The organism is Bacteroides clarus YIT 12056, from assembly GCF_900129655.1.
GTDB lineage: Bacteria > Bacteroidota > Bacteroidia > Bacteroidales > Bacteroidaceae > Bacteroides > Bacteroides clarus.
In genome coordinates this window covers 98170-123456 of sequence record NZ_FQWK01000003.1, presented here as the reverse complement: position 1 = coordinate 123456, position 25287 = coordinate 98170, and the positions used below count along the sequence as shown (strand labels likewise).

At 48.6% G+C, this 25287-nt stretch carries 22 protein-coding genes; 16 read left to right on the top strand and 6 right to left on the bottom strand.

Annotated elements, in window-relative coordinates; translation table 11 throughout:
- The first annotated feature begins 112 nt into the window (after nt 1-112).
- The 6 genes from BUB52_RS05135 to BUB52_RS05110 all read left to right on the top strand — a co-directional run bounded on the left by BUB52_RS05135 (nt 113) and on the right by BUB52_RS05110 (nt 7507).
- Entirely contained in the window at nt 113-1642 is a 1530-nt protein-coding gene (locus BUB52_RS05135) for a Do family serine endopeptidase (protein WP_009121693.1), read from the top strand.
- Between the two features lie 190 nt (nt 1643-1832).
- A complete protein-coding gene (locus tag BUB52_RS05130) occupies nt 1833-2693 on the top strand; it encodes a sigma-70 family RNA polymerase sigma factor (protein ID WP_002561589.1) in 861 nt (286 codons plus the stop codon).
- Nucleotides 2694-2878: 185 nt separating this feature from the next.
- Entirely contained in the window at nt 2879-3271 is a 393-nt protein-coding gene (locus tag BUB52_RS05125; RefSeq protein ID WP_039950652.1) for a hypothetical protein, read from the top strand.
- Between the two features lie 30 nt (nt 3272-3301).
- Complete coding sequence (locus BUB52_RS05120; protein WP_039950654.1) at nt 3302-4519, top strand: clostripain-related cysteine peptidase; 1218 nt, start codon at nt 3302-3304, stop codon at nt 4517-4519.
- A gap of 174 nt (nt 4520-4693) precedes the next feature.
- Nucleotides 4694-7150 (top strand): FAD-dependent oxidoreductase, encoded by a 2457-nt coding sequence (locus tag BUB52_RS05115; protein WP_009121697.1) that lies wholly within the window; start codon nt 4694-4696, stop codon nt 7148-7150.
- Nucleotides 7151-7159: 9 nt separating this feature from the next.
- The gene (locus tag BUB52_RS05110) at nt 7160-7507 is read left to right on the top strand and encodes a MarR family winged helix-turn-helix transcriptional regulator (protein WP_009121698.1); all 348 of its coding nucleotides are present in this window, start codon (nt 7160-7162) and stop codon (nt 7505-7507) included.
- A 78-nt stretch (nt 7508-7585) separates the two neighbouring features.
- Here the strand turns inward: BUB52_RS05110 and rlmH are convergent, their stop codons facing one another.
- Nucleotides 7586-8059 (bottom strand): 23S rRNA (pseudouridine(1915)-N(3))-methyltransferase RlmH, encoded by a 474-nt coding sequence (gene rlmH / locus BUB52_RS05105; protein WP_009121699.1) that lies wholly within the window; start codon nt 8057-8059, stop codon nt 7586-7588.
- Nucleotides 8060-8349: 290 nt separating this feature from the next.
- Here rlmH and BUB52_RS05100 point away from each other — a divergent pair, with 290 nt between their 5' ends.
- The 7 genes from BUB52_RS05100 to BUB52_RS05070 all read left to right on the top strand — a co-directional run bounded on the left by BUB52_RS05100 (nt 8350) and on the right by BUB52_RS05070 (nt 13742).
- The gene (locus tag BUB52_RS05100) at nt 8350-8742 is read left to right on the top strand and encodes a DUF4783 domain-containing protein (protein ID WP_009121701.1); all 393 of its coding nucleotides are present in this window, start codon (nt 8350-8352) and stop codon (nt 8740-8742) included.
- On the top strand, nt 8735-9583 hold the full coding sequence (gene nadC, locus BUB52_RS05095) for a carboxylating nicotinate-nucleotide diphosphorylase (RefSeq protein ID WP_009121702.1): 849 nt from the start codon (nt 8735-8737) through the stop codon (nt 9581-9583). Before BUB52_RS05100 ends, nadC begins: the two co-directional genes overlap by 8 nt.
- A gap of 144 nt (nt 9584-9727) precedes the next feature.
- Complete coding sequence (locus tag BUB52_RS05090; RefSeq protein ID WP_009121703.1) at nt 9728-10339, top strand: RNA polymerase sigma factor; 612 nt, start codon at nt 9728-9730, stop codon at nt 10337-10339.
- Nucleotides 10323-11414 (top strand): outer membrane beta-barrel protein, encoded by a 1092-nt coding sequence (locus BUB52_RS05085; protein WP_009121704.1) that lies wholly within the window; start codon nt 10323-10325, stop codon nt 11412-11414. Before BUB52_RS05090 ends, BUB52_RS05085 begins: the two co-directional genes overlap by 17 nt.
- A 21-nt stretch (nt 11415-11435) precedes the next feature.
- Entirely contained in the window at nt 11436-11981 is a 546-nt protein-coding gene (locus BUB52_RS05080; RefSeq protein WP_009121705.1) for a DUF4943 family protein, read from the top strand.
- A 37-nt stretch (nt 11982-12018) separates the two neighbouring features.
- On the top strand, nt 12019-12690 hold the full coding sequence (locus tag BUB52_RS05075) for a DUF4858 domain-containing protein (protein WP_009121706.1): 672 nt from the start codon (nt 12019-12021) through the stop codon (nt 12688-12690).
- An 86-nt stretch (nt 12691-12776) separates the two neighbouring features.
- Nucleotides 12777-13742 carry an NAD(P)H-dependent flavin oxidoreductase gene (locus tag BUB52_RS05070; RefSeq protein WP_009121707.1) on the top strand — a complete coding sequence of 322 codons (966 nt, stop codon included), beginning with the start codon at nt 12777-12779 and terminating at the stop codon, nt 13740-13742.
- A 132-nt stretch (nt 13743-13874) separates the two neighbouring features.
- On the opposite strand, the gene gadC is transcribed toward BUB52_RS05070, so the two are convergent.
- The 4 genes from gadC to BUB52_RS05050 form a co-directional block, all read right to left on the bottom strand.
- Complete coding sequence (gene gadC / locus BUB52_RS05065) at nt 13875-15485, bottom strand: glutamine/gamma-aminobutyrate antiporter GadC (RefSeq protein WP_009121708.1); 1611 nt, start codon at nt 15483-15485, stop codon at nt 13875-13877.
- A 102-nt stretch (nt 15486-15587) separates the two neighbouring features.
- Nucleotides 15588-16331 carry a potassium channel family protein gene (locus BUB52_RS05060; protein WP_039950658.1) on the bottom strand — a complete coding sequence of 248 codons (744 nt, stop codon included), beginning with the start codon at nt 16329-16331 and terminating at the stop codon, nt 15588-15590.
- A gap of 117 nt (nt 16332-16448) precedes the next feature.
- Nucleotides 16449-17414 (bottom strand): glutaminase A, encoded by a 966-nt coding sequence (glsA, locus tag BUB52_RS05055; protein WP_009121710.1) that lies wholly within the window; start codon nt 17412-17414, stop codon nt 16449-16451.
- Nucleotides 17415-17466: 52 nt separating this feature from the next.
- Nucleotides 17467-18903, bottom strand: coding sequence for a glutamate decarboxylase (locus BUB52_RS05050; RefSeq protein WP_009121711.1), 1437 nt, complete (start codon nt 18901-18903; stop codon nt 17467-17469).
- Between the two features lie 237 nt (nt 18904-19140).
- Here BUB52_RS05050 and BUB52_RS05045 point away from each other — a divergent pair, with 237 nt between their 5' ends.
- Nucleotides 19141-20355: an MFS transporter gene (locus BUB52_RS05045; RefSeq protein ID WP_009121712.1), complete on the top strand. Its 1215-nt coding sequence runs from the start codon at nt 19141-19143 to the stop codon at nt 20353-20355.
- Between the two features lie 240 nt (nt 20356-20595).
- On the opposite strand, the gene ald is transcribed toward BUB52_RS05045, so the two are convergent.
- Nucleotides 20596-21702: an alanine dehydrogenase gene (gene ald / locus BUB52_RS05040; RefSeq protein WP_009121713.1), complete on the bottom strand. Its 1107-nt coding sequence runs from the start codon at nt 21700-21702 to the stop codon at nt 20596-20598.
- Nucleotides 21703-21890: 188 nt separating this feature from the next.
- Between ald and BUB52_RS05035 the strand changes: the two genes are divergently transcribed.
- Together BUB52_RS05035 and BUB52_RS05030 are read left to right on the top strand one after the other, a co-directional pair.
- Nucleotides 21891-23594, top strand: a complete 1704-nt coding sequence (locus BUB52_RS05035; RefSeq protein ID WP_009121714.1) for a M23 family metallopeptidase — start codon at nt 21891-21893, stop codon at nt 23592-23594.
- A gap of 51 nt (nt 23595-23645) precedes the next feature.
- The gene (locus tag BUB52_RS05030; RefSeq protein WP_039950673.1) at nt 23646-25283 is read left to right on the top strand and encodes a C69 family dipeptidase; all 1638 of its coding nucleotides are present in this window, start codon (nt 23646-23648) and stop codon (nt 25281-25283) included.
- The last annotated feature ends 4 nt before the right edge of the window (nt 25284-25287 follow it).

Sequence of the window (25287 nt, the reverse complement as noted above, 5' to 3'; positions counted from 1 at the left end):
GAGAACAAAAAAGAGTGACAAGCGGAATAACTGAACGATTTTTGTCGTTATTTTAACGTCAGAATGTTAAATGAGATTTGAATATTAACAATTAAAGAGAATAGAAAGTAATATGAAACAGACAACAAAAAACATCCTTGGAGTAGCAGCCATTGTAATTCTTAGTTCAGGAGTAGCTGGTGTTACCACCTATAAGATGCTGAATAAGGAAAAGCCTGCTACATTTGGCGAGTTGTTCCAACAGAACCCTAATAACCTGCGGTTGGCCGCTTACAACGCAACGGATGCGCAGCCTGTTGATTTGACACAAGCGGCGGAGAATTCGGTTCACGCCGTAGTACATATACGCGCCAAGCAATTGAGTAAAACTCAAACGGTGCAGGGTATGCCGGATATTTTTGACTTTTTCTTCGGTGACGGCCGCGGACAGCAGCGTCAGATACAAACCCAGCCGCGCGTAGGTTTCGGTTCCGGTGTGATTATTTCTAAGGACGGTTACATCGTAACCAACAATCACGTGGTTGAAGGCGCTGATGAAATTACCGTAAAACTGAATGACGACCGTGAGCTGAAAGGCCGCATCATCGGCACCGACCCCAGCACCGACCTTGCGCTGATTAAGATTGAGGGAGATGATTTCCCTACGGTGCCGGTAGGTAATTCCGACGAGCTGAAAGTCGGCGAATGGGTGTTGGCGGTAGGTAATCCGTTCAACCTGAACTCTACCGTTACGGCCGGTATCGTCAGCGCAAAGGCTCGTGCCATCGGCGCTACCGCATCCAACGGACAGGCTGCGAATATCCAGTCTTTCATCCAGACGGATGCCGCTATCAACCAGGGTAACAGTGGTGGTGCGCTGGTCAATGCAAGAGGCGAGCTGGTCGGTATCAACGCCATGCTGTATTCACCGACAGGTGCATACTCCGGTTACGGTTTTGCAATCCCTACCAGTATCATGACGAAAGTTGTAGCGGACTTAAAACAGTTCGGTACGGTGCAACGCGCTTTGCTGGGCATTACCGGTACTACGCTGGGTACAGACCTGCAAATGGACGAAAGACTGGCTGAGGAGATGAAAAAGAAAGCCGATGAACTCGGTGTGAAAGAAGGTGTCCTGATTGCCGAAGTCGTAGAGGGTGGTTCTGCCGCCGGCGTATTGAAGTCGGATGACGTTATCATCGGTATCGACGGTAAGAAAGTGCATAAATTCACTGATTTGCAGGAAGCTTTGGCCAAGCATCGTCCGGGCGACAAGGTGAAGGTAAAAGTAATCCGTGATAAGAAAGAGAAAGAATTTGAGTTGACTCTGAAAAACTCTCAGGGCAATACGAAAGTTGTGAAAGACGCCGGAATGGAACTTCTGGGTGCAGCCTTCAAGCCTGTATCTTCCGAACTGAAGCGACAGCTTAATCTGGGTTATGGCTTGGAAGTAACCGGAGTATCCAACGGTAAGATGGCCGATGCCGGTATCCGTAAGGGCTTCATTATCCTGAAAGCGAACAACGTGCAGATGAAGTCGGTGGAAGATTTGGAGAAAGTGCTGAAAGCGGCTACTCAATCTCCCGATCAGGTACTGTTCATCACCGGTATGTTCCCGTCGGGCAAGCGTGCAAGCTACGCTGTGGATTTAACTCAAGAGTGACAAAAGCAGGCAGATAGGTAAGAAGATTGTAATAATAGCAAAGAAAGACGAAAAAGAGGGTGTCGGCAAATACTTGTCGACATCCTTTTTGTTGTATAAGTAAGATATAAATAAGGTAAAAAAGTTCGGGCAAGTTTGTTTGTAATAAATAATTTGTCGTAACTTTGCAACCCAAATCTGTATTATAAGAATGAGACAATTAAAAATTACCAAAAGTATCACTAACAGAGAGAGCGCTTCTCTTGACAAGTATTTGCAGGAAATCGGTCGCGAAGACCTCATTACAGTCGAAGAAGAGGTAGAGCTCGCTCAGCGCATCCGCAAGGGTGACCGTGTTGCACTGGAGAAATTGACACGTGCCAATCTGCGTTTCGTTGTATCTGTAGCCAAACAGTACCAGAACCAGGGTTTGAGTTTGCCCGACTTGATTAACGAGGGCAATTTAGGACTGATTAAGGCTGCCGAAAAGTTCGATGAAACACGTGGTTTCAAGTTCATCAGTTATGCAGTATGGTGGATACGTCAGTCCATTTTGCAGGCTTTGGCAGAGCAGTCGCGTATTGTGCGTCTCCCTTTGAACCAGGTAGGCTCGCTGAACAAAATCAGCAAGGCTTTCTCTAAGTTCGAGCAGGAAAACGAACGTCGCCCGTCTCCCGAAGAGCTTGCCGATGAATTGGAAATCCCTGTTGACAAAATCTCTGATACGCTGAAGGTTTCCGGTCGCCATATTTCGGTGGACGCGCCTTTCGTTGAAGGAGAAGACAACAGCCTGCTCGATGTGTTGGTCAACGACGACTCTCCTATGGCCGACCGCTCTTTGGTGAACGAGTCTCTTGCGAGGGAAATTGATAGAGCTCTTTCTACGTTAACCGATAGGGAAAAAGAAATCATACAGATGTTTTTCGGTATCGGACAGCAGGAAATGACATTAGAGGAAATCGGCGACAAATTTGGTCTCACACGTGAGCGCGTCCGCCAGATTAAAGAAAAAGCAATCAGAAGATTAAGACAAAGTAATCGTAGCAAATTGCTCAAATCTTATTTGGGATAAATAAGAATATCGGTTTCTGACAAATAAAGAAATTAAGTAAACCGGTCTGTCCAGCGTGGACGGCCGGTTTTTTCCGTCTTTAAATCATGATAAAGCGGTGTCTCCGCATAAAAAATAGGCGTGCTTATTTTGTTCTGCTTTCGGTTTACATTATCTTTGCCCCATTAAATAAACAAAAAGAAATTATGAAGCACGTAAAAATAGTATTTGCAGTAATGCTCGTATTTACTTTGTGTACGGCATTTACAATGAAAAGTCATAAGCTGGTTTACGCTTTTGGTGTAGCGGCGTCTTTCAATGATTCGATAGTGTATTGTACGGAAATTCAGGTCTTGGATAGCGCGGCGCTGGATAAGAACGGTTTTCTGCCCAAACGCGATTTGTATAGCTATCAGTTGAAGAACTACTTGGAGTACGATTTGAAGAAACCCGATTATACGTGTATGGTCTATTTCAGTGAAAGCAGAAAGAAACTGGAAAAGGAAGCTGTCAAGGTAAAGGCGAAGTATAAGAAAGGAACAATGGTGCTGCAAGCTATTGCGCCGGACAAGTTTAGTTTTAAGAAGCCGGAAGAGTAATCATTGCTTCCCGGAATTATACGAATGACTATGAGATTGAAACTTTATACCCTGCTGTGCGCGTCTTTCCTTTTTTTGTTTACGTCCTGTAACCAAGATGATGACCCTGTGCCACCCGAAGCGGGAAGTAAAACCGTGCTTGTTTATATCGTAGCGGATAATAGTTTGGCTTCGTTTGCAAAGGAAGATGTGGAAGAGATGATTGAGGGTATGAAGCTTGTCGGTTCATCATCCTGTAATCTGTTGGTATATCAGGATGACAGAAACACCCCTGTTTTGTTTCGCATCGCAAAAGATAAGAAAGGCAATGTGGAGAAAGAGATCATCAAAGAATATGCGGAGCAGGTGTCTACGGACGTATCGGTGATGAAAGAGGTTATGCACCGCGCTTTTTATGAATATCCGGCGGACAGCTACGGGTTGGTTTACTGGTCGCATGCGGATGGGTGGATACCTTATCCGGTGCCTTCGGCCTCTACACGCTGGATAGGGCAAGACAAGGGGGCAGGACAGGACAATCGTATGAATATATCCGATTTGGTGACGGTGCTGGATGATAACATGCCTCATTTCGATTTTATCATGTTCGATGCATGCTTTATGATGTCCGTAGAAGTGGCTTATGCGGTGCGTGATTATGCCGATTACTATATGGGTTGCCCTACGGAGAATCCGGGTCCGGGCGCTCCTTATGACAAGGTTGTTCCTTATATGTTTAAACCGGGCGCGGCAAATCAGATGGCAGAAGCCTATTTCAATCATTACAATGAGAAATATAACGGCGGCTCCGGCATGTCTAATACGAATTGGACAGGGGGTACTTCTGTCTGTGTCGTAAAGACGGACGCTTTAGCGGAGTTGGCCGCTGTGACGAAACAGATGATTTCCGAAGGAGTGGATGATGATAACGTTTCGCTCCGTGGCAAAGTGTTTGATTACGACGCGCGAAGATTGTCCCATTACGAGGATGAAAGGCAAAGTCATGTCGGCTATTACGATTTCTCGCAGATGATGCAAACTTTATTGGACGATAATGCTTATGCCGTTTGGAAGCAGGCTTTTAATGCTTCTATTGAGTATTGGGATACTACGGAGATGAATTATTCGCAGTTTGCCGGAATGTTTTCGATGAAGGAAACAAATGGTGTCACGCATTATATCCCCCTTTCCTTAGACTCCCAGGCTGCCGCCGCATATCGTTCCACCGCTTGGTATACTGCTGCCGGTCTCGATAAGATGGGGTGGTAATTCCCGTTCCGAAAAACTTTTGAATGAAATATTATATATCATGAGGGGGGTATCAATGTGGATATCACCCCTCATGGCATTAAAATATAACCGGTTAACATTATTTTCCAAAGGAAACTATTTTGTATTGGAAATTATTGCTTTCTTTGCAGCATCAAACTAAAAGAAAGAAGTATGAAATATGTAATTATTGGTGGTGTTGCAGGTGGAGCTACAGCTGCCGCCCGGTTAAGAAGAGTAGACGAACAGGCTGAAATCATTTTATTGGAGAAAGGCAAATACATTTCGTATGCCAATTGCGGATTGCCTTATTATATCGGTGGCGTTATTGCCGAGCGTGAGAAACTGTTGGTTCAGACTCCCGCATCTTTCGGCCAACGTTTCCGGATTGATGTACGGGTAGAGAATGAAGCGGTCGCCATCGACCCGGAAAAGAAGACACTGACTATCCGTAAGGCCGACGGAAAGGAATATGAAGAAACTTATGACAAACTTCTGCTTTCTCCGGGAGCCAATCCGGTAAAACCGCCTTTGGAAGGCATCGATTCGGAAGGCATATTTACGCTTCGCAATGTGGAAGATACCGACCAAATCAAGGCTTATATCACAGACAAACAAGTAAAACGCGCGGTTGTAGTGGGAGCGGGCTTCATCGGACTGGAAATGGCGGAAAACCTGCATCATGCGGGCGTTGCGGTTTCGGTTGTAGAAATGGGCAACCAGGTTATGGCGCCCATCGATTTCTCTATGGCTGCACATATCCACCAGCATTTAATTCAAAAAGGCGTTTCCCTTTACTTGGAAGAGGGCGTTACCCATTTCCGTCGTACCGAACAGGGAATTACTGTCTTCCTGAAAAGCGGAAAGACGATTCCCGCCGATATGGTATTGCTTTCTATCGGTGTGCGTCCGGCAACGGCATTGGCGCAACAGGCCGGCCTGAAGTTGGGGGAAATGGGCGGTATCTGGGTGGACGAGCACTTGGAAACTTCCGTAAAAGACATCTATGCCGTAGGCGATGCCATCGAATATCCCCATCCGCTGACCGGAAAACCGTGGCTCAACTATTTGGCTAATCCGGCCAACCGTCAGGGACGTATTGTTGCCGACAATATGGCATTGGGCAATACCACATCCTATGAAGGCGCCATCGGTACATCCATCGCCAAAGTCTTCGATATGACGGTAGCGTCTACCGGACTGGCCGCCAAGCGTCTGAAACAATGGGGAATGGAGTATCAAAGCTCGGTGACCCATTCGGCTTCGCACGCAGGTTATTATCCCGATGCATTGCCTTTGACTTTGAAACTGACGTTCCACCCGAAAACCGGTAAACTCTATGGCGCGCAATGTGTGGGTTATGAGGGAGTGGATAAGCGCATCGACCAGATAGCGGGACTTATCAAACACGGTGGAACCGTTTATGATTTGATGGAAACGGAACACGCCTATGCGCCGCCTTTCTCATCGGCAAAAGACCCCATCGCCATAGCCGGATATGTGGCTTCCAATATTATCAGCGGCGCAATGCCGGTTATCTCCTGGCGCGAACTGGCTGAGAAGAAAGACGAGGTAATGCTGATAGATGCCCGTACGCCCGAGGAATTCTCGTTCGGAACGATTCCGGGAGCTGTCAATATTCCGCTGGACGGGATGCGCGACCATTTGTCGGAAATACCGGCGGATAAGCCCGTTGTACTCTTCTGCGCCGTAGGTTTGCGCGGATATCTGGCGCAACGTATCCTGATAGGGCGCGGCTATCGTAACACATTCAACTTGATAGGCGGATATAAGACCTATTCTACGGCAGTGGCTCCCGTTCCTGCTCCTACGGCACCATCGCCGGCGCAGCCTGCTGCATCCGCTCCGTCAGAATCGGCGCAGGGCGGTTCTGCCAAAGAACCTTTGAGGGTTAATGCCTGCGGCCTGCAATGTCCCGGCCCTATCATGCAGGTAAAGAAAGCCATGGACAGCATTGCTCCGGGCGAGCGGGTGGAAATTGTGGCGACCGATGCGGGTTTCGCACGTGACGCTTCTGCCTGGTGCGCCACTACGGGCAACAAACTGATAGAGAAAAAAGAAGAAAAAGGACGTTACACGGTGTTGCTTGAAAAAGGCGATGAGGCCTGTGCCTGTCCGTCATCTCTTCCGGCAGCAGGCGGACGGGGAAAAACTTTAATTCTTTTTAGCGATGATTTAGACAAGGCTTTAGCTACCTTTGTACTCGCTAACGGCGCAGCGGCCACCGGACAGAAAGTGTCGATATTCTTCACCTTCTGGGGATTGAATGTCTTGAAGAAGATGCAGAAGCCCCGGACGGAGAAAGATATTTTCGGAAAGATGTTCGGCATGATGCTCCCGTCCAACTCATTGAAACTGAAACTGTCCAAGATGAATATGATGGGAATGGGCAGCCGGATGATGCGCTTCCTGATGAAACGGAAAGGGATAGATTCGTTGGAATCGTTGCGTTCTCAGGCGTTGGCGCAGGGCGTTGAATTTATAGCTTGTCAGATGTCTATGGATATGATGGGTATCCGGCGCGAAGAATTGCTGGACGAAGTTACCATAGGCGGTGTAGCTACCTATATGGAGCGCGCGGACAAGGCGAATGTGAATCTATTTATATAAACAGGAATAATGGAAACTTTATGTAGAATCCGCGATATTTACCGGGCGATAGCCGAGTTTGAAGTAAAATTCATGCAGGAGTTTGATTTGTCGTTGAATGAGGGTATGCTGTTGTGTACCCTGCTCAACACCCCCAAACTCACTTCCAGCGAGATAGCGGAAGCGCTCGGACTGTCAGCCTCCAATGCTTCCAAGATAATCCGTTCGGTAGAGGAGAAGAAGCTGATAACCCGCCTGGTGGGAAAAGCGGATAAGCGTCAGATGCACTTCGCGTTGACGCCGGAAGGGAAGAACCGTATTACGGTTATAAAGAACAGTACTCCCGAAATTCCGGCTCTGTTGCAGGAGATTGTTTAAGAGGGGCTGTATCTGTGCCGGGATACCGTCTGCGGTGTCTGTGTCCGGAGACAGGTTCAGGGAGAGGCTTTCTCGCGATTATTCGTGGTGATACGGTCCGCCGTTCAGTATCGTCATGGCACGGTAAAGCTGCTCCACGAAGATAAGCCTTATCATCTGATGCGAAAAGGTCATGCGCGAAAGAGACAGTTTCTCGTGTGCCGCTGCATAAACTTTGGGGGAGAAACCGTAAGGTCCGCCGATAATAAAAACCAGCCGTTTGTTTACGGTATTCATCTTGCGCTTCATATAGTCCGCGAACTCTATGGAGCGCATTTCTTTTCCCCCCTCGTCCAGCAGCACCACTACATCACCCGGTTGGAGAGCTTTCAGGATGAGTTCGCCCTCTTTCTCTTTTTGTACGTCCATGGAAAGGCTTTTGGTATTTTTCAACTCCGGGATGACTTCCATATCAAACGAGAGATAGCGCCGTGTGCGCTGTATGTAGTCATTGATGGCTGTGATAAAGTGCTGTTCTACGGTTCGTCCTACGACGAGCAAAGTCGTTTTCATGTGAATTACTGATTTTCGTGCAAAAATAATCCTTTCTCGTGAGAATACCGCTTTTCTCTGTGTATTATTTATTTCATCCCATGGGACGGAATAATCCGTCTCACGAGACAAATAAATTCATCCCGTGAGATGAAACAATCCGTCTTGCGGGACGGATAATTCCATCCCGCAGGACGAATTATTCCTTCCATGATGGCTGTACTTATGGAAGGTTAATAAAATAAAATCGGCCTTTTTTCTTGTTATTTACAAGATTTGCTTACCTTTGCCTATCATTAATACTTGTGAAAATGAATAAACGAGTAGTAATATTATGGCTCTGTCTCTTTGTCCGGGCGGTTTCGCTCATGGCGCAAGATGTGCCGGCGGGAGTGGTCACGGCCTTTAAGAAGGGAGATTCTCAGGAGCTGAACGGGCATCTGAGTGATAAAGTAGAGCTGATTCTGGAGAATCGTTCAATCAATGTCGACCGCCGGACGGCAGAGGGAAAGATGGCCGCTTTCTTTTCCGGCAATCAGGTGAGCGGTTTTACGGTGAACCATCAGGGAAAACGCAATGAATCGGGCTTCATAGTCGGTACGTTGGCAACCGCAAACGGAAACTTCCGGGTGAATTGTTTCTTTAGAAAAGTGGCGGACAAATACGTGATACATCAAATAAGAATAGATAAAACAAATGAATAAGGAAGAAGAATTGATTGACAGGCTGATAGACCTGGCCTTTGCCGAGGATATAGGCGATGGTGACCACACCACCCTTTCGTGCATCCCTGCCACGGCAATGGGCAAATCCAAACTTTTGATTAAAGAAACCGGTATCCTTGCCGGCATTGAAGTAGCCAAAGAAGTGTTCCGCCGTTTCGACCCTGAGATGAAAGTGGAAGTATTCATCAACGACGGTGCGGAAGTGAAGCCGGGTGACGTAGCCATGATCGTGGAAGGCAGGATACAATCTCTGTTGCAGACCGAGCGTCTGATGCTCAACATTATGCAGCGTATGAGCGGTATCGCCACCATGACACATCGGTATGCCGGGAAGTTGAAAGGAACGAATACCCGTGTGCTCGATACCCGCAAGACAACTCCGGGCATGCGTATTCTGGAGAAGATGGCTGTAAAGATAGGCGGCGGCGTGAACCACCGTATCGGCCTGTTCGATATGATTCTGCTGAAAGACAATCATGTGGATTTTGCCGGCGGTATCGACAAAGCCATTACCCGCGCCAAAGAATATTGCAAGGAGAAAGGTAAAGACCTCAAGATAGAGATTGAAGTGCGCAACTTCGACGAGCTGCAACAGGTACTCGATTTGGGCGGTGTAGACCGTATCATGTTCGATAACTTTACACCAGAAATGACCAGAAAAGCCGTGGAAATGGTAGCGGGACGTTACGAAACGGAATCTTCCGGCGGCATTACTTTCGATACACTGCGCGACTATGCCGAATGTGGAGTAGACTTTATTTCGGTGGGTGCTTTGACGCATTCCGTAAAAGGACTGGACATGAGCTTTAAAGCTTGCTGATAAAGCGCCTGCATTGATAACCTGAATAAAAGTAAGACCTTCTGTAAGGATTGCATCGTGTAAGCAAGCTTATGGAAGGTCTTCTGTTTTAATTCTGCGATTCTTTAACTTCTTTTTAGAGATTCTGTTGCAGCATTCTTCCGGATGCTGCGTCTAACTGACAAACGACGCGAAGAGGCGTCCGTAAAACGAGCACTGACATTGGAAAATGAGATAGAACTGATAGAGGGCTGCCGGGCAGGAAAGGATTCCGCCCGAAAGGAACTTTACACTCTCTATTCCAAACAGATGTTGGCGGTGTGCTACCGTTATACGGGCGATATGGATGCGGCGCACGATGTTTTGCATGACGGCTTTATCAAAATCTTCACCCGTTTCACGTTTCGTGGCGAATGTGCGTTGAGCACATGGGTGACGAGGGTCATGGTGACGCAGGCCATCGACTATCTGCGGCGGAAGCACCGTTTCAGCCAACTGGTGGTAAACGAAGAACAGCTTCCCGATGTGCAGGACGAAGCAAGTGTTGCCGAAAGCGGGAGCCGCTTGTCGGAAGAAGTGCTGATGGCATTTGTGGCGGAGCTTCCCGACGGATGCCGTACCGTGTTCAACTTGTACGTCTTCGAGGAAAAGTCGCACAAGGAAATAGCGGAGCTGCTCCATATCAAGGAGCATTCGTCTACCTCGCAATTGCATCGTGCCAAGTGTATGTTAGCGAAAAGAATTAAAGAATATACCGAATATGAGAGAAAAAGATGAAATAACCGGATTGTTCCGCAGCCGTCTGGCCGGCACAGAGATGACGGTACGCAAAGGCTTCTGGGAGAAGTTGCGGGAAGACGTGGCGTCTTCCGCCTCGGAAGACCGGAAGAGGGCTGCGTTTCTTTCTCCGAAATATTATCGGGTGGCGGCTGCCGCATCCGTTATATTTGTGTTGGGAGCCGCATCGGCCGCTTTCTGGTACTTCTCTCCGAAAGAGGAAATAAAGGAAGCCTTTACGCAAGTGGTTGTTTTGACACCGGAAGGCAGTCTGAACGGTGATGTGGTGCAGGAGTCTTTCCCGTCCATCCGTCCGGCAACCCCGACGGCGCAGCATTCCGGCATGAAGCGACCCGCAAGCGGAACTCCCGCAGGCCTGACTGACCAGGCGGAAGATGAGGGCGAATCCGTTTCCGTCCGGCTTTCCATTACTATCAGGCAGCGAGTACAGGCCGGTGGCGGTTACTTCGACAACAATACCGTTTCACAGGCCGGTAGTCCTTATCAGAACGCCACCGCTCAGGCAGACGTTGCTTCGGATGCCTTTTCCGCTGTTCCCGCGGAAGAAGAACAGGAATCCGCTCCTGTAAAATATCGGAAATCGCGTAAGTGGGCGTTGAAAGCGGCTCTCGGCACCTCGCTCCCTGAAGGCGACTGCAATATGCCGCTGACGGCGGGAGTTACAGTGGAACGCAGTCTGAACAATTGGCTCGCTTTGGAAACGGGTATCCGGTACAATCGTTTGCCCGCCGACCGTACGCTGCACACTTTGGCCATTCCCGTAAAATTGAATATGACGCTGGCAAGTACTCCGAAAGTCGATTTATATGCCACCGTAGGCGGAGCCGCCGAAAAATGTATTGCCGGCGCTTCGGATAACGGCTTTCATGCGGAGCCCGTTCAACTGTCGGTAGCGGCAGGAGTAGGGGTGCGTTACAAATTGAACGACCGCTTTGCTTTGTTTGCCGAGCCTTCGGTTTCCCATCATTTCGATACGGATTCCGAAACCGGAACTTTGCGAACGGAACGCCCCACGAACCTGAACCTTTTGTGCGGAGTGCGTATGACTTATTAACCTTAAAGACAGTACAACAAAATGAATACTCTTTGTAAAATATATAAATACGGATACGTAATGCTCGCGATGGTATGCTGCCTTGCGCTTGTATCTTGCGGAGAAGAATCGCTGGATTATAATCATCCGGATGTGGATTTGTTTGTGAAGCAACTGAAGGCGGGAAAATACTCGGCTCAAAGCCCTGAGGGGCTGAGCAATGTGCCCAAGTTCGCCAAAGAAGATATTGAAGAGCTCTTGAAATATGCCGAGGATTTAACGGTGATACCTTCCTTCCCGCTGGCTCCCGTATCTTATTCGGCAGGCGGGAAATTGCGGTTGGGCGAGTGCATTCTGTGGACGGTGGAAACGATTCGCCTGGGACATAACGCCTCGATGGGATGCAAAATGGTGCATGTGGATGCCGAAAACTATGAGGGCATCTACTTCCTGACCGATGAAGAGGTGCTCGATGCGGCCGCCCGTTATCGCCGTTGGTGGGAAGGCCGGAAATATCCGCGTACCATGTGGACCATCGACCCTTGCTATGACGAACCGCTTTGCGGAAGCGGCTATATGTGGTGGTGAGATAAGGTATAAAGTATAAGGTATAAAAATTAATCGGGTGAAGTATTCTATTCTCTTTTTAGGGCTGCTTTGTGCGGTAGCCTTCCCCCTTTACGCTCAAGAGTGGACACCGCAAGACTCTTTGCGTTTGCACCGGTTGCTGAATGGCGGGGGAGAGGTGAAGCTGAATCCGGACGTGTTGAAAGAGATGGGCGCCGATGCTCCTTCGGGTTCTCCGAAAGCCGATGTGCATAAAACATGGCTGGACTTTAATACCGCCTTACCCGTAATGCCTCGGATGCCGGAGAAAAAGGTGGTGCTTACCCTGCGGCCTTATACCGCGAATACCAAATACAACTGGGACCCCGTCTATCAGAAAAAAATTACAGTGAATAAGAATACATGGCGGGGCGATCCGTTCTACGAACTGACCACGCGTTTCATCTATTCCGATTGGGCTAAAACTCCCATGGATGCCGGGCCTCGCGAAAGTATCGAACAAATAGAAGCTACGGGTTTGCGCTATATGGTGACCGAGCGTGCCAACAATATGGCGGTAGGAAGTTGGCGGGGTACCGGCAGCAGCGGATTTACAGGCGATTTTATGCGTCCTTTCACAAAAGAGTTCTGGAACAGGAAAGCGGCGAGGCGTCGCGCACGTACGCTGGAAGTATTAAAAGCTTATGGTGATTCCGTTAGCGCCCGCCGTAAAGAGGCAATAATCAAATAGGAGTATCCCGTCTTTAATTTCTTAAATATTGAACTTTCTTTCTCTTATCCTTGTTTTCATAAAGACAAACCTTTAAAGGATAAACAATGGATAGAATAACTTCTCTGTTTGGGATAAAATACCCCATCATTCAAGGTGGCATGGTGTGGTGTAGTGGCTGGCGGTTGGCGTCGGCAGTGAGTAATGCCGGTGGCTTGGGACTGTTGGGCGCAGGTTCCATGCATCCCGAAACTTTACGCGAACATATACAGAAGTGCCGTGCGGCCACGCATCATTCGTTTGGAGTGAATATTCCTTTAATGTATCCCCAGATAGAAGAAATCATGCGGATTGTGGTAGATGAGGGGGTGCGTATCGTGTTTACTTCTGCCGGGAACCCTAAAGCATGGACAGGCTGGCTGAAGAAACACGGCGTCACAGTGGTACATGTCGTTTCATCATCGCGCTTCGCCATGAAAGCCGAGGCGGCCGGCGTAGACGCCATTGTTGCCGAGGGCTTTGAAGCCGGCGGACACAACGGGCGTGAAGAGACGACCACTCTTTGTCTGATTCCTGCCGTACGCGCGGTTACCGCATTGCCCCTGATTGCTGCCGGCGGCATCGCCACCGGTGAGGCGATTCTCGCCATGCGCGCTTTGGGAGCCGAGGGCGTTCAGGTCGGCACGCGGTTTGCCTTGACCGAAGAAAGCTCTGCCAGCGAAGTGTTTAAAGAGTACTGCCTGCGTCTGAAAGAGGGTGACACCCGTTTATTACTGAAGAAATTATCCCCCGTACGTTTGGCCCGCGGCAATTTTCAGCGGGCGGTGACGGCTGCCGAGGCTGTCGGAGCTACGGAAGAAGAGTTGCGCATCCTCTTGTCGAAAGGACGTGCCAAACGCGGTATCTTCGAAGGAGACCTTGAAGAAGGCGAACTTGAAATAGGACAGGCTTCCGCCTTGCTCAATGAGAAAGGAATACAGACGGCTGCGGAAGTAATGGATGAACTGGTAACGGGCTATCAGCGGGCGTGCGAAACGCTTGCCGCCAATATCTTCGAGCGTTTGGAAGTGTAAGTCCGGCTTTTGATTTGCTGCTTGTTTTAGTTTGACAGTTGATATAAAAGATTTTGCCTATAATGAAAATCCTGTATGATGTACATCAAAAGGATTTTTCATTATAGGCAAAATTATATGGCAAGCCTGTCTTTACCCTTTAGGGGGAGTATTCGGAGCTTTACTGCCATTGCCGCCGTTTGCCGACGGAGCATTTCCCGTAGAAGCAGGTGCGACGCTCTCGCTTGCGGTCGCCGAAGCGCTTGTTCCGGCAGTCACTGTGGCTGTTTTACCCGCAACTTGCGCGGCCGGTTGCTCTTCCCAATGGAACGGTTCGAAAGTACTGTTCGGGTCAACCCAGCCCGGCTTCTTGGAAGCGTAGATGATGAACGGAGCGATTACCACGATAAGCGCGCCGATGATAAGCACGGAGAACCATACGGTATTGCTGCCGGTAGAAATCTGGCTGGGCGGGATGAAGCTCAGTACGAACGCGAGCAATGAGCCGCAGAAACCGAGACCGCCGACAAGCCACATCAGACCGTTACCGCCTTTACCGATACGGAACGGACGGTTCAGCTTCTTCATCTTATAACGCAATACGATAGCTCCGGAGAACATCAGCATATACATGATGAGGTAAAGAACCACCGTCAGTTGCGAAAGAATCTGATAGAAACTTTGCACCGAAGGCATCACCACGAACAAAAGGCTTAATATGGTTACAGCGCCGCCTTGCACGAACAGAATGTTCTTTTGTACACCCAGCTTGTTCGTTTTCTGGAAGAACGGGGGCATATAACCTGCTTTACCTACGGCAAAGATACCTTTGGACGGACCGGCGACCCATGTCAGTACACCTGCCAGCACGCCGAACGCCAGCGCAATGGCTATAATCGGTGACAACCAGGAAGCGTGGATATAACGGAAGTAGTTGTCGAAGCCTACCAGCAAACTCTGTGTAAGGCTGATATCCTTGGCCGGAATAATGACACCCAGAGCGAATGTACCCAACACGAAGATAAGCACCGTAATCAGCGCGCCGATAAACACAGCCTTCGGATAGTTCTTGGACGGATTGTTGACATCCTTCACGTGGATACCGCCCATCTCCATACCTGCATAAAAGAGGAAGATACTTGCGGCGAGCACCACATTGTCAAAGTTCGTCAGGTCCGGGAAGAAGCTGCTGTGGAAGTCCATATTGGAATGTCCGCCCGTAGCAAGGTAGATGATACCGAGTACAATCAGTAATCCGGCAGGGATAATCGTACCTACCAAACCGCCGACTTTAGCGACTTTTCCTACCCAGCTCATACCTTTCAGAGAGATGAAAGTTGCCAGCCAGTAGATAACGAGTACCACGACCAGCGTGTAATACTTGTTGTTCGCCAGCGACATGTCGTGCACGTCATTCATGCCGATAAACGCAATGGACACAGCGCCGAACGTCAGCACCGTAGGATACCAGATCGTACTTTCAATCCACTGTACCCAGATAGCGAGGAAGCCGAGCTTCTTTCCGTAGGCTTCGCCCACCCAGCGGAACACACCGCCTTGTTTGTCTTGAAACATAGCAGCCAATTCCGCAGCGACGAGTGACGTCGGGATAAGGAAAACTATGGCCGCAAATAAGTAATAGAAGGCCGAACTCATTCCGTACACGGCCTCGGCGGGCAGTCCACGCAGGGATACTACTGCCGTCACATTCATGATTGCCAGGGTAAACACGCCCAGCTTCACTGTTTGTTTAATATTTGCCATAAGTTAAGGTTTTAGATGAAAAATATATTCAAAATCAGCGTTTATAACAACCCCTGGGAACAGTTGTTCCCGGCGGGTAAGGGAAAATCTTGGTTTTAACAATTAAGGAGCGCTGTTTGCGGGCTCCTGTTTCTGTTCTATCTTTTTATAATAGTCCTGCTTTTCCTTGTTACGCCTCTCTACCAGGCTCGTTACATATACTGTGAAAATAGGGAACATCATCATGCCCAACGCCGCCAGCAGCACGGACAATACCCGTCCGGTGACGGTGACCGCTATTATGTTGGAGCCTACCGTGGTCACATCCATGAACGCCCACCACAAAGCATCGCCATAGCCCGTAACCAAAGGATTGGTTCCATGCTCCATGACGTAGAAGGCGAGGCTTGAGAAGTAGACGGTAGCCAGCAACATGGTCAGGTAGGATACGAACAGACCCGATGCGCGGTTGTACGTCAGCCAGCCCACCACGATAGCCATGGCATAGCCGCCCCGTACCAACGGGATAAAACGCAGCATATAGGTAATTTCGGGTGAGAAAGTCCAGCCCATATAGGCAATGATATTCTGATAAGGAATAGCCACCAGCAGGAAGATGAAATGCGTGGCGACATACCGTTTCTTGTCTGTTGCCAGAATCCACTCCAGCACAAAGTCCGCCAGGAACAATGCGCAAATCCACAACTGTACTTCCATGTACACCGATTGCTCGTAGAAAGGGATGCCTTTGAACGTATCGATGGAGATGCTGATTACCAAAAACAGCGAAAGCAGCAGGATGATGACATGCAGGATGCCGTATATTCCTTTTTTTCGCAAAACGAATTCCGATAGAGCCATTTTCATAATGAGGTCTGTTTTGTGACGAGTTGCCACCTGCAACTCATCATTCATCATTAAATAGGTTGCCCCTCGGCGTTCGCGACGCTTTTGGAGCAACCTTGGAAAAAAGAGTATGAGAGATTATTCTGTAATCGTCACATTGTCACCGTTGAATACACCCAGACCGAGCTTGTTCATGATGAACTTGATAGCCAGTTGCGCCTTGACGGAGTTGCCGGCTTCGTCCAACGGGGGAGCGAAAGCGGAAACACCCATCACACCGGGCAGTACGGCCATTACGCCACCGCCTACACCGCTCTTGGCGGGTATGCCGGCAGTGTACATCCAGTCGCCTGAATGCTCGTAGAAGCCTACGGTGGAAATCATTGAAGTGATTTTCGGCGCGAGCCCGGCCTCAAACACGTTTTGTTTGGTGACGGGATTAACGCCGTTGTTGGCAATCGTTCCGGCTGCAATGCCCAATTGTTCGGCTGTGATACCCAGTGAGCATTGGCGGGTATAAAGGTCGAGCGCCAAATCCGGATCATCGTAGATACGGTTGTAATTCTTCAATAACCAGGCAATGGAGCGGTTATTGAAGTTCGTAGCCGTTTCCGATTTGTACAGTTCGTCGATAAGCTGCGGAGCGGAGCCGCACAGTTCTGTGATGTTCTGTACGATGGCATCCCATTTCTTGTCCGAATTGCCTGCCGGCTGTACCATGGAGCAAGCGGAAATGGCTCCGGCATTTACCAATGGCGTAGAGGGATGGTCGTTCTCCAGCAAAATAGCGATGATAGAGTTGAACGGCAGTCCTGTTGCATCGGCGCCAATCATATCCAGCACTTTCTGCGCACCGTACTGGCGCAGGATAAGTATGGCGGTATGTACCTTTGACACGGATTCTATGCCGAAACGGTAGTCCGTATCTCCGATATTGATGGTCTGTCCGTTCATCAGGCAAATGCTGAGGCCGAACAATTTGGAATCTATATTGGCAAGGTACGGAATATAATCCGCATTCTTGCCGCCTGTTTGTCCTTTCACCTCATTATAGGCTTGTTGGGCAACTTCCTTGATTTGAGAGATTGATATTTTCTTTTCCATATTTATATATACTGTGTTAAAGTGATAAGGCAGTAGAGTGATTATGACTTTATCACTTTTTGTGACGTCTGCCGCCGTGATTGAAGATTTTGCTTTCTACCGGCAGGTTCTTGTCCTGTGCCATGCGGGTAGGAGTGGGATAGTCCAGTTTCTCCAGTTCGGCAATGGCATTCTTGATGTCGCCCAGCAACATGTCCGCCATGTCGCGGCTGAATCCTTGACGGACCACGACGCGCATCACTACGTAATCTTCCAGTTTGGAAGGCAGCGTATAGGCCGGAACCATCCAACCGTGTTGCGAAAGTTTATCCTGCAAGTCGTACAGCGTCCATTTGGCGGTCTTTGCGTATTCCGGTTTCAAATACCAGATGAACAACGGGTTCACCACCTCGTTGGAGTAGTTGACGAATGGAGCCATTTTACCGATTTCGTCATGGATATACTTGGCGATTGTGAGTGAATTGTACTGTACTTCTTTGTAACCCTGGAAGCCTAAGCGGATAAATTGGTAATACTGTCCTAAAATCTGTGCGGCGGGACGGGAGAAGTTCAAACCTACTTGGGTAATATTGGCGCCGAGGTAGTTTACGCTGAATGACATTTCTTCGGGCAGATATTCTTTGCCTTTCCAGCAAACCCAACCCAGACCCGGATAAACCAAGCCGAACTTGTGACCGCTGACACTGATGGAAAGTACCCATTTCAAACGGAAGTCCCATTTCTTTTCAGGATACAGGAACGGAAGGATAAAGCCGCCGCTTGCAGCATCTACGTGGATAGGAATGTCGTAGCCGGTCTTGGCGTTGTATGCGTCGAGCGCTTTGTCAAGGGCTTCAACGTCGTCATTCAGTCCTGTCCATGTAACACCCTGGATAGGTACGATACAGATAGTGTTCTCATCACACATTTTCAGAGCTTCTTCGGGGTCGAGCGTGGTCTTGTCGAGTGTCAGGGGCACTTCACGCATTTCAATCTGCCACAGTTGGGCGAATTTTTCCCATACCACCTGGAAACCGGTCGAGATAACGAAGTTCGGTTTGTCGAACGGTTTGCCTTGAGCCTGGCGTTTCTTGCGCCAACGCAGCCATGCGGCCACACCACCCAGCATACATGCTTCTGAAGAACCGATGGCGAGCGCGCCGGTTTTCCAGGTTTCTTTTTCCGGAGAGTTCCACAGATTGGCGACGATGTTGATACATTTACCGTTCATTACGGCGATGCGGGGATACTCGGTTTCGTCGATGTAGTTGATGTTGATAGCTTCGTTCATCAACTTGGTTGCGTATTCGTCCATATAAGTAGTGACGAACGTAGCCAGGTTCAGACGGGGCTGGGTCTGCGCAAACGTTTCATCCTTCACCATCTGGTAGGCAATCTCCGGAGTGGTAGGCCCTTCGGGGATTTTCTCTACCGGTGAGGGTTGCAACATACGGTTCGAACCGAATACTTCGGTCTTTGCATCTCCTTTTCTGAAATTCAAATCTTCCATATAACTATAAGTTTTTAAAGGTTTAGGCGGCGGGGACCTTCCCCGTCGAATTTTCCACAACAACGACCCCCACGAAAGAAAGTTCCGCCGTTTTACATTATTTGGCGTTTATTAAAAGGGCGGGGCGGGAAATCCCGGCGCTTTTACGTCTTATTACTCTTTAATTATCACTTATCCTGTCCGAACATTCTGTTGTATCGCTTGTTTTCCTTCAACTAACCCACTCACTTTAAAATTATGAAAATTAATACCGGACAAGGAACCATTCCTCTTATTACGCTTATAGGTATCTGGTCTATTTCCGCGCTGACCTCATTGCCGGGCTTGGCTGTCTCACCTATTTTGGGAGAGCTCTCCACTATTTTCCCCCATGCCACGGAGTTGGATATACAGATGTTGACTTCTTTGCCTTCTTTACTGATTATCCCGTTTGTATTGTTGGCGGGCAAGTTGGCGGAGAAACGCGATTTTATCCGTTTGCTGCGGGTGGGGCTTTGGCTGTTTGCCGCAAGCGGGGTACTTTATTTGTTTTCTTCCAAGATGTGGCAACTGATGGCTGTCAGCGCTTTGCTCGGTATCGGGGCGGGATTGATTATTCCTCTTTCTACGGGGCTGATTTCTCGGTATTTCACGGGAGAGTATCGCGTCAAACAGTTTGGATACAGTTCCGCCATAACCAATATGACGCTGGTGGTGGCTACGGCCGTAACGGGCTATCTGGCAGAGGTACACTGGCGTTTGCCTTTTGTCGTTTATCTGTTGCCGCTGATTTCTTTGGTTCTTTCGGCTTATTTAAAAAAGAATACGGTTTCGGTCACGGTGAAGCAGGCGTCGGCTGTTATTCCTTCCATGCAGTCTGCGCCTGTGATTTCCGGTAAATATGGCATACATATACGCCATCTTATTCAGTTAATGCTGTTCTATGGGGTGGTTACGTACGTAGTTCTTGCGGTTACTTTTAATTTACCTTTCTTAATGGAAGCGCACCACTTTTCAAGCGGAAATTCAGGGCTGATGATTTCTTTGTTTTTCCTTGCCATTATGGCTCCGGGGTTTATGTTGGATAATATAGTGAAGCTTTTGGGAAATAAAACAAAACTTTATAGCCTTTTGGCTGTTGCCGTCGGATTACTATTGATATGGATTTCTCCTACGGAATGGCTTATTGTGCCGGGATGTATTTTGGTCGGTTTAGGCTATGGTATCATTCAACCGCTGATTTATGATAAGACGGTCGATACTGCCATTCCTCAAAAGACAACGCTTGCCCTTGCTTTTGTAATGGTGATGAATTACCTTGCCATACTGTTGTCGCCTTTCATCACCGATTTTTTCCAATGGATATTCCATACCGGTTCGCAAGAATTTCCGTTCATTTTCAATTTGTGCATAACAATATTGACTATGTATTGGGCGTATGCGAAGAAAGGAGATTTCTTGTTTGATGATTGAGGTGGTGGATAAGTGATAAGTGATAAGTTATAAGTTATAAGTGATAAGTTATAAGTTATGAGCGATAAGTGATAAGTTATGAGTTATGCAGAATCGTAATTCATTATTTATAAATTATAATTCATCACTCATCACTCATCACTTGTAATTTATAACTTATCACCCATCATTTATAATTCATAACTTATCACTCATCATTCATGATTCATCACTTATCACTCATCACTCATCACTCATCACTTATAATTCTACCTCCTCATACCTCATTCCGAACACATCCGCCACCGCCTTATATGTCACTTTCCCTTCTACCACATTCAGTCCCAATGCCAATGCCGGATCATCTTTACAAGCCTGTTTCCAACCTTTGCAAGCTAATGCCACGGTATAAGGCAGCGTTGCATTTGTCAGCGCCATAGTAGAAGTAAACGGTACAGCGCCGGGAATATTGGCTACCGCATAGTGCACAATACCATCCACAACATACGTCGGTTCGCTGTGGGTAGTGGGATGAGACGTTTCAAAGCAGCCGCCCTGGTCAATGGCGACATCCACAAGTACGGTTCCGGGTTTCATCATTTTCAGCATATCCCTTGTAATGAGATGCGGAGCTTTATCGCCGGGAATAAGAACGGAACCTATTACCAAATCTATGGTAGGCAGTTCCATTCTTATATTGTGAAGCGAGGAATAGAGTGTTTTTACGTTTTTGGGCAATACCTCGCTGAGATAGCGCAGGCGTGGCAGGTTGACATCCGTAATCATTACCTCGGCACCCATTCCCGCGGCCATTTGTGCGGCATTGGTACCGACTACGCCGCCACCTAAAATAAGTACGCGCGCGGGGCGGACACCCGGTACGCCACCCATCAGCTTTCCTTTTCCGCCTTGCGGCTTTTCCAGAAAGCGGGCTCCCACCTGGGTAGCCATACGTCCTGCCACTTCGCTCATAGGAGTGAGTAATGGCAAGGAATGGTCGTCCTTCTCCACCGTTTCATAAGCGATACATACGGCACCGCTTTCAATCATGGCCTCGGTCAGTAATTTATCGGCCGCAAAGTGGAAATAGGTAAATACCACTTGTCCCTTTTTAATCAGTTTGTACTCCGGTGCAATAGGCTCCTTCACCTTGACAATCATGTCGGCTATGGCATAGACATCTTCAATGGCAGGCAGGATTCGCGCACCTACGGCGATGTAATCATCGTCAGAGAACCCGCTGTTTGCGCCGGCCGTAGCCTGCACATACACCGTATGACCTTTCTTCACCAACTCGGCTACTCCGGCAGGGGTCATTCCTACACGGTTCTCGTTGTTCTTGATTTCTTTGGGTACTCCGATAATCATAATGTCATCTGTTAATGGTTAAACATGTTGCAAGATAGCGATTTCTCTGTCTCATTGTCATTTAATATAAGGTGTTTTACAACAGAAAACGCCTGCTTATTTATAGGGTAGGACGGTAGGATTATGCTTTTTTGTTTAGGCGGAGAGAACTATTCTTTTTATATTTGCATGCATTAAAAAAATAGGATATGATTTGTAAGAATATAAAACACTCTATATTTCTCTCAGTTTTATTTTTCGTTGGCAGCGTACAAAGCGGATATGCACAAGAGGCGTCCGATATGGAAACTGTGCCGGAGATGCAGGCGGCGTCTTTTACTCCCCCTTTTGATTTTCCTATCGTCTTCTCCGGTAACTTCGGTGAGATACGTGCCAACCATTTTCATGGCGGATTGGACTTCAAGACCGGCGGGGCCATCGGCAAACCCGTGCGTGCTTTAGCCGACGGGCATATCTCACGCATCCGCGTAACGCACGGTTCGGGCTATGTGCTCGATGTGGATTACGACAACGGCTATTCCACTATTAACCGCCACCTCAGTGCGTTTGTAGGCGATATAGCCCGAAGGGTGAAAGCTTTGCAGTATGAAAAGGAAAGCTGGGAAGTGGAGATTACTCCCGAGCCGGGGGAATATCCGGTAAAGGCAGGCCAGGTGATAGCCCTTAGCGGCAATACGGGCTACTCTTTCGGCCCTCACCTGCATCTGGATATGATTGAGTCGGCAACGGGAGACTATGTTGACCCGCTGCCTTTCTTTATGAAAAAAGTGAAAGACAATACCGCCCCTCATGCCGAGGGTATCATCCTGTTTCCGCAACCGGGCAAAGGTGTGGTAAACGGAAAGCAGATATATCAGACTTTCCCTGCCAGCCCCGCAAAACCTATCACGGCCTGGGGACTGATAGGCGCGGGAATTCGTGCCTATGACCACATGGACGGAGTGGGCAACCGCTACGGCGTGCATACCGTTATTCTCGAAGTGGACGGTGAAGAAGTATTCCGCAGTGTGGTAGACCGCTTTGCTTACGAAGAAAACCGCTATATCAACTCATGGACGCACGGACAGTACATGAAGTCATTCATCGAACCGGGCAACCGCCTGCGTATGCTGCATGCCTCCAACGGCAATCGCGGACTGATAGAAATCAACGAAGAACGTCCTTATCGCTTTGTGTACACTCTAAGCGACGCGTTAGGCAACACCTCGAAAGTCCGCTTTACCGTACAGGGAAAGAACACCGGCATCCGTCCCGTGGAACATCGCGAAAAGTATGCTTTCAAATGGGACAAGACCAATTATCTTCAGGAACCCGGTTTGGAGCTGGTCGTACCGCGCGGAATGCTGTACGATGATGTCTGGCTGAACTATTCCGTACGTGCCGATAGCGGAGATGTGGCTTTCACTTATCAGTTGCACGATACGCGTATTCCCCTGCACGGAGCTTGCGAAATGCGTATCGGTTTGCGCCGCGACCGCCTGGAAGATAAATCGAAATATTACGTAGCCGGCGTTACAGCCCGAGGTGGGAAATATAGCGTAGGCGGCACGTATGAGGACGGCTTTATGAAAGTCCGCATCCGCGACTTGGCTGCTTATACGGTGGCTGCCGATACCGTACCGCCGGAGATTACTCCGCTCAACCCTCAGCAGTGGGGGCGTACGGGGCGTATCGTCTTTAAAGCGAAAGACAAGGAGACAGGAATACACAGTTATCGCGGAACGATAGACGGAAAATACGCCTTGTTCGGCAAGCCCAACTCCATTAGCGGCAATCTGGTTTGCGAACTCGACCCGAAGCATGTAAAGAAAGGCGGCAGGCATACCGTAGAAATGACTGTAACCGACGGTTGTGGCAATCAGACCACGAAACAGTTCCGTTTTGCATGGTAACTCTTCATTTATATCATGGCATTATCAAATAAACTATATAATAACAGAAGTATGAAAAGATTAACTCTCTCCGTCGCGTTAGTGGTGGCAGCTGTGGCAAACGCATTTGCCTGTACCAACCTCATTGTGGGTAAGAACGCCTCTACGGACGGTTCTACAATTGTTTCCTATTCTGCCGACTCCTATGGATTGTTCGGCGAGTTATATCATTATCCCGCAGGTGTGCACAAAAAGGGCGCATTGATTGACGTACACGAGTGGGATACCGGCAAATACCTCGGCCGGATAGAACAGGCACGCCAGACCTACAACGTTATCGGCAATATGAACGAATTCCAGCTTACTATCGGTGAGACGACTTTCGGCGGCCGTCCCGAGTTGGTGGACACTACCGGCATCATCGATTACGGAAGCCTGATTTATCTCGGTCTGCAACGTTCCCGCACCGCCCGCGAAGCTATCAAAGTAATGACGGAACTCGTACAGGAATACGGTTATTACAGCGGCGGCGAGTCATTCACCATCGCAGACCCCAATGAAATCTGGATTATGGAGATGATAGGCAAAGGTCCCGGTGTGCGTGGAGCCGTATGGGTGGCTGTCCGCGTGCCCGATGATTGCATTTCCGCGCATGCCAACCAAAGCCGTATCCACCAGTTCGATATGAACGACAAGAACAACTGTATGTATTCTCCCGACGTCATATCCTTTGCCCGTGAGAAAGGCTATTTCGACGGAGTAAACAAAGACTTCAGCTTTGCGAATGCCTATGCGCCGCTCGACTTTGGCGCTCGTCGTTATTGCGAAGCCCGCGTGTGGAGCTATTTTAATATGTTTACCGCCCGTGGCAACGAATTCTTACCTTATATATTAGGCGATACCGACACTCCGATGCCGCTTTTCGTAAAGCCCGACCGTAAAATCTCCGTACAAGATGTAAAGAATGCCATGCGCGATCATTACGAAGGCACTCCTCTCGACATTAGCAAGGATTTCGGCGCAGGACCGTATCATACTCCCTACCGTCTTTCTCCTCTTTCTTTCAAAGTGGGCGATAAGGAGTATTTCAACGAGCGTCCCATCTCCACGCAGCAGAGCGGTTTCGTGTTTGTGGCGCAGATGCGTTCCACGCTGCCCGATGCTATCGGAGGCGTATTGTGGTTCGGTACGGATGACGCCAACATGACTGTATTCACTCCCGTATACTGTTGCACGGATAAAGTGCCCGTATGCTATTCGCGCGTAGACGGTGCGGACTACATCACTTTCTCATGGAACTCCTCTTTCTGGATTTTCAACTGGGTTTCCAATATGGTATATCCCCGTTACGACCTTATGATTGGCGATGTACGTGCCACGCAGAACGAACTCGAAACCACTTTCAACGAGGCGCAGGAAGGCTTTGAATCCGCCGCCGCCAAACTTCTGGAGAAAGACCCGGCCAAAGCGAAAGCATTTTTGACAAATTATACCAATATGACGGCACAGAGCGCTTTTGACACATGGAAGCGTCTGGGTGAATTCATCATTGTGAAATATAATGACGGTGTTGTCCGTAAAATGAAAGACGGAAAGTTCGAGCGCAATGCTATCGGTCAGCCCGCAGGTGTGGTTCGTCCGGGTTATCCGAAGGAATTCTTGGAAGAATATGTAAAACAAACGGGCGACCGTTATAAAATGCCCGATTGATTAG

Excerpts from the sequence above, each read along its gene's own strand:
- BUB52_RS05135 (WP_009121693.1), top strand. The coding sequence starts at position 113 with ATGAAACAGACAACAAAAAACATCCTTGGAGTAGCAGCCATTGTAATT.
- BUB52_RS05130 (WP_002561589.1), top strand. The coding sequence starts at position 1,833 with ATGAGACAATTAAAAATTACCAAAAGTATCACTAACAGAGAGAGCGCT.
- BUB52_RS05125 (WP_039950652.1), top strand. The coding sequence starts at position 2,879 with ATGAAGCACGTAAAAATAGTATTTGCAGTAATGCTCGTATTTACTTTG.
- BUB52_RS05120 (WP_039950654.1), top strand. The coding sequence starts at position 3,302 with ATGAGATTGAAACTTTATACCCTGCTGTGCGCGTCTTTCCTTTTTTTG.
- BUB52_RS05115 (WP_009121697.1), top strand. The coding sequence starts at position 4,694 with ATGAAATATGTAATTATTGGTGGTGTTGCAGGTGGAGCTACAGCTGCC.
- BUB52_RS05110 (WP_009121698.1), top strand. The coding sequence starts at position 7,160 with ATGGAAACTTTATGTAGAATCCGCGATATTTACCGGGCGATAGCCGAG.
- rlmH (WP_009121699.1), bottom strand. The coding sequence starts at position 8,059 with ATGAAAACGACTTTGCTCGTCGTAGGACGAACCGTAGAACAGCACTTT.
- BUB52_RS05100 (WP_009121701.1), top strand. The coding sequence starts at position 8,350 with ATGAATAAACGAGTAGTAATATTATGGCTCTGTCTCTTTGTCCGGGCG.
- nadC (WP_009121702.1), top strand. The coding sequence starts at position 8,735 with ATGAATAAGGAAGAAGAATTGATTGACAGGCTGATAGACCTGGCCTTT.
- BUB52_RS05090 (WP_009121703.1), top strand. The coding sequence starts at position 9,728 with ATGCTGCGTCTAACTGACAAACGACGCGAAGAGGCGTCCGTAAAACGA.
- BUB52_RS05085 (WP_009121704.1), top strand. The coding sequence starts at position 10,323 with ATGAGAGAAAAAGATGAAATAACCGGATTGTTCCGCAGCCGTCTGGCC.
- BUB52_RS05080 (WP_009121705.1), top strand. The coding sequence starts at position 11,436 with ATGAATACTCTTTGTAAAATATATAAATACGGATACGTAATGCTCGCG.
- BUB52_RS05070 (WP_009121707.1), top strand. The coding sequence starts at position 12,777 with ATGGATAGAATAACTTCTCTGTTTGGGATAAAATACCCCATCATTCAA.
- gadC (WP_009121708.1), bottom strand. The coding sequence starts at position 15,485 with ATGGCAAATATTAAACAAACAGTGAAGCTGGGCGTGTTTACCCTGGCA.
- BUB52_RS05060 (WP_039950658.1), bottom strand. The coding sequence starts at position 16,331 with ATGAAAATGGCTCTATCGGAATTCGTTTTGCGAAAAAAAGGAATATAC.
- glsA (WP_009121710.1), bottom strand. The coding sequence starts at position 17,414 with ATGGAAAAGAAAATATCAATCTCTCAAATCAAGGAAGTTGCCCAACAA.
- BUB52_RS05050 (WP_009121711.1), bottom strand. The coding sequence starts at position 18,903 with ATGGAAGATTTGAATTTCAGAAAAGGAGATGCAAAGACCGAAGTATTC.
- BUB52_RS05045 (WP_009121712.1), top strand. The coding sequence starts at position 19,141 with ATGAAAATTAATACCGGACAAGGAACCATTCCTCTTATTACGCTTATA.
- ald (WP_009121713.1), bottom strand. The coding sequence starts at position 21,702 with ATGATTATCGGAGTACCCAAAGAAATCAAGAACAACGAGAACCGTGTA.
- BUB52_RS05035 (WP_009121714.1), top strand. The coding sequence starts at position 21,891 with ATGATTTGTAAGAATATAAAACACTCTATATTTCTCTCAGTTTTATTT.
- BUB52_RS05030 (WP_039950673.1), top strand. The coding sequence starts at position 23,646 with ATGAAAAGATTAACTCTCTCCGTCGCGTTAGTGGTGGCAGCTGTGGCA.